This window comes from Mesorhizobium sp. M7A.F.Ca.US.014.04.1.1 (assembly GCF_003998745.1).
Taxonomy (GTDB): domain Bacteria; phylum Pseudomonadota; class Alphaproteobacteria; order Rhizobiales; family Rhizobiaceae; genus Mesorhizobium; species Mesorhizobium ciceri.
This window is the reverse complement of the sequence record NZ_RZRW01000624.1, coordinates 1-3,186: the sequence shown is the minus strand read 5'-3', so window position 1 is coordinate 3,186 and position 3,186 is coordinate 1. Positions and strand designations below refer to the sequence as shown.

The following is a 3,186-nucleotide window of genomic DNA, read 5'->3' as shown; positions in this document are numbered from 1 at the left end:
GCGGGTTCCGCACAGCGCTGCTCGCCAGGACGTTGCAGGAAGATATCGGCATCAGTCCGAACGGCATCGTGCTGATCTCGCCGGCGCTGGAGTTCACGCTGGTGCAGCCCGACGAATTCGAGCCGCTGCATTGGGCGCTCGAACTGCCTTCACTGGCTGCGGTGCGCCTGCGCGCCGAAGGCGTCAGCGGCGACGCGTTGCGGGAGAAGCTGGCAGACGTCGAACATTATGCGATGGGCGATTACCTCACGGCAATCACCAGCGGACTGGAGCAAGGCAGGCGGCTGGCCAGCCAACGCGTGGCTGACATCACCGGCCTGCCGCTCGACCTGGTGCAGCGGAACTCCGCCCGCATCCCCACCGGCCTGTTCGCAAGGGAGTTCGCCCGCGCCAGCGGCAAGGTGCTCAGCCCCTATGACGCCACGATCGGCACGGCCGACATCGCGCCCGAGAGCGCCCGCATCGCCGGCCCGGATCCGGTGCTCGACCGCAGCGTGCCGGCGCTGACGTCGGCATTCGTCGGCTATATCAGCGACGAACTGCATTTTCGCACCGATGTCAGCTATCGGCTGCTCAATGGCGAAATCAGCCACAATTGGGATTACGGGACCGGCGCCTCGCGGCAAGGCTATGCCGGGGTGATGGACGATCTGCAGCGCGCACGCTCGCTGAACCCTTCGCTCGGCGTCGTGATCGTTAACGGCTACACCGATCTGGTGACACCTTACCTCGCCTCGCGCTACCTGGTGAGCCAGATCCCGTCGCTCGCCAATGCCAAGCCCATCCGTCTCGATGTCGTCGAGGGCGGGCACATGATGTATTTCAGGTCCGACGGCCGGCGCGCGCTGAAAGAAGCCGCTTCGGAGCTTTATCAGGCGACGCAGTAGGCTTGGCGACAGTGCAGCTCGCCATGGACCCGTGCCCCAATATAAGCACCGGACTGGCGTAGCGCCGCAGGGGTTTTCGCCCGTATAGCTTGGTACCAAGGGAGTTGAATTCACGGCTCCCTTGTGTCGCTCCTCACAGCATTTCTGCCGCTCCGGCAAATTTGGTCCCACGCGCCTTATGGCCGATATCGCCATTCTCGAAACACGCGAGCGGGTTCTTGCAGGCATCCTGCTGACCGGTGCGGCCTATCTGCTGTTTTCGACACAGGATGCTTCGATCAAGCTGCTGGTCGTCGGCATGAGCGTCTGGCAGATCATGTTCTTCCGCAGCATCACCATTCTGGGCGCGTGCGCGGCGATCGGCGGACGACAGCTGTTTGCCGACACGATGCGCTCGCCGATCGTGCGGCCGATGCTGGTGCGCAGTGCCTTCACGCTTGCTGCGTGGCTCTGCTACTACAACGCCGCGCGCAGCCTGCAGCTCGCCGAACTGACCACCGTTTATTACGCGGCCCCGATCATCGTCACCGTGCTTTCGGTGTTCCTGCTCGGCGAAAAAGTGCCGATGCTGCGCTGGCTGGCGGTGCTGATCGGCTTTGCCGGCGTGTTCATCGCTTGCGATCCGACCCATCTCGGCCTGTCCGTGCCGGTGCTGCTGGTGCTGGCGGCCGCCTTCTTGTGGGGCATCGCCATCGTGCTCTTGCGCAGGACCGCCCTTGCCGAGCGCTCGATGATCCAGCTCCTGCTCAACAATTTCTATTTCCTGCTGTTTTCGGCGGTGCCGGCGTTGCTTTGGTGGCGGACACCCGACTGGACCCAGCTGCTGCTGCTTGCCAGCGTCGGCGCACTCGGCGGCCTGGCGCAGTATCTTCTCTTCGAAGGCATGAAGCGCACGCCGGCCTCGGTTCTCGCGCCGCTGGAATACACCTCGCTATTGTGGGCATTCGCACTCGGCTTTGCGATCTGGGGCGACGTGCCGCGCCGCGAAGTTTTCCTGGGCGCTGCGCTGATCGTCGCCGCCGGCCTGCTGATCGTCGGCACCGAGCATTTCCGCAAACGGCTATGATGTGCATGGCCATGATTGCTGACGCTACGATGTCAGGACCAAGCGGCGTAGGCTGGCGGCATGACTGAGATTGCAGCCGCCACCGACACCGCCGCGGAGCGGACACTCGGCATCATCCTGGTGTCGTCCTCAGCCGCCGTCTTCGCCCTGACGGGCGTGCTGACGAAATCAATCCACGCCGACCCGTTGACCATCATCTGCTGGCGCGGCTTTGTCGGCGCGATCCTGATCAGCTTCTATGTGCTGTGGCGGCGTCACCGTTCCGGTGGGCGTGAGACCCTGCGGCTTGGCTGGCGCGGCTGGCTGCTGGCGGTGGAAGGCGCGCTGGCCAGCATCGCTTTCATCTCGGCGTTCAAGTTCACCTTCGTCGCCAATGTCGCTGTCATCTATGCCACAGCACCTTTCGTCACGGCGCTGCTGGCCTGGGTTCTGACGCGCGAACCCTTCCGGTTGCAGACGATGGTCGCCGCCGCAGTGTCGCTGTGCGGCGTGGCGATCATGGTCTGGTCCGGCTTCGGCACCGGCAATCTGTTCGGCGACGGACTGGCACTGCTGATGACCATCGGCAGCGGCCTTTACATGATCATGGTTCGCGCCTTCCGCGACACGCCCGTGGTGTGGGCCGGTGCGGTGTCGGCATTCCTGTTGTTCGTGCTCGGTTGGTTCGTCACCGATCCGCTGGCGGTTTCGCCGAGAGATGCCGTTCTGCTCACCACTTTCGGCGCGTCCTTCGCGCTGTCCTCGATCCTGTGGACGGAGGGCGCACGACTCATCCCGCCGGCCGAATCCGGGCTTCTCGGTTCGGCCGAAGTGCCGTTCGCGATCCTGTTTGCCTTCCTGTTCCTGGGCGAGATTGCACCAGCCGCCAGCATGATCGGCGGCGCCGTCGTGCTCACCGCAGTGTTCGCCCATGCGGGGCGGGATTGGCTGATGGCGCGCTCGCAACGCATGGCGTCAAATATTTCTTAAAAAAGCGACACAGTCATGGAACCATCATCCGGGTCAGGCATTATTGCTGCGACGGGCCATCCCCAAGTCCCCCCAAACCCCTCGGCCCGTCCTACTCCAAGCCGACCGTAAGGTCGGCTGTTTCTTTGCCGCTTGCCGACCGCAAGGTCGGCTTTTTCTTTGCCACTTGGGACCGCAAGGTCGGGTTCGTTGGGCATTCAGCCCGACAAGGCAAGGTTGGCGCTGAGCAGGGTCGCCAGATCGGCTGCCGATCCATCGGCACCG

Annotated in this window: 2 protein-coding genes and 1 pseudogene; all 3 read left to right on the top strand. The window is 63.9% G+C overall.

Annotated features, from left to right (window positions below):
• Positions 1-887, top strand: a pseudogene (locus EOA22_RS28830) (peptidase S10); the annotation flags it as partial.
• Positions 888-1,065: 178 nt separating this feature from the next.
• A complete protein-coding gene (locus tag EOA22_RS28825; RefSeq protein ID WP_013532537.1) occupies positions 1,066-1,953 on the top strand; it encodes a DMT family transporter in 888 nt (295 codons plus the stop codon).
• A 60-nt stretch (positions 1,954-2,013) separates the two neighbouring features.
• Entirely contained in the window at positions 2,014-2,922 is a 909-nt protein-coding gene (locus EOA22_RS28820) for a DMT family transporter (protein WP_013532538.1), read from the top strand.
• Positions 2,923-3,186 lie beyond the last annotated feature (264 nt).

What these genes read in the sequence shown, in the direction of transcription:
- EOA22_RS28825 (WP_013532537.1), top strand. Translation starts at nt 1,066, where the DNA reads ATGGCCGATATCGCCATTCTCGAAACACGCGAGCGGGTTCTTGCAGGC.
- EOA22_RS28820 (WP_013532538.1), top strand. Translation starts at nt 2,014, where the DNA reads ATGACTGAGATTGCAGCCGCCACCGACACCGCCGCGGAGCGGACACTC.